We start from the raw sequence: 271 nt of genomic DNA, 5'->3' as shown, positions 1-271 counted from the left end.
CTTCCTATGGGTCGCCGCTGACCAGATTTTCAACCAGATCGGCAAAGCCCGGCACATGTTCGGTGGCCAGTCCTCAATGCCTGTGGTGCTCCGGTCCAAGGTGGCAATGGGAGCCGGCTATGGCTCGCAGCATTCCATGGATCCGGCGGGGATCTTTGCCAACAATCCGGGCTGGCGCATCGTAGCGCCGTCAACACCGCAGGACTACATCGGGCTGATGAACACGGCCTTGGAACTCCAGGACCCGGTGCTTGTCCTTGAGCACGTAGAC

1 pseudogene is annotated in these 271 nt (G+C 60.5%); it reads left to right on the top strand.

What is annotated here, in order from left to right:
* Nucleotides 1-271: pseudogene (locus SB772_RS41155) on the top strand (MFS transporter); the annotation flags it as partial.

Source organism: Paraburkholderia sp. SIMBA_030, from assembly GCF_046535245.1.
Lineage (GTDB): Bacteria > Pseudomonadota > Gammaproteobacteria > Burkholderiales > Burkholderiaceae > Paraburkholderia.
The sequence above is the reverse complement of the archived record's forward strand: the minus strand, read 5'-3'. Positions and strand labels throughout refer to the sequence as shown.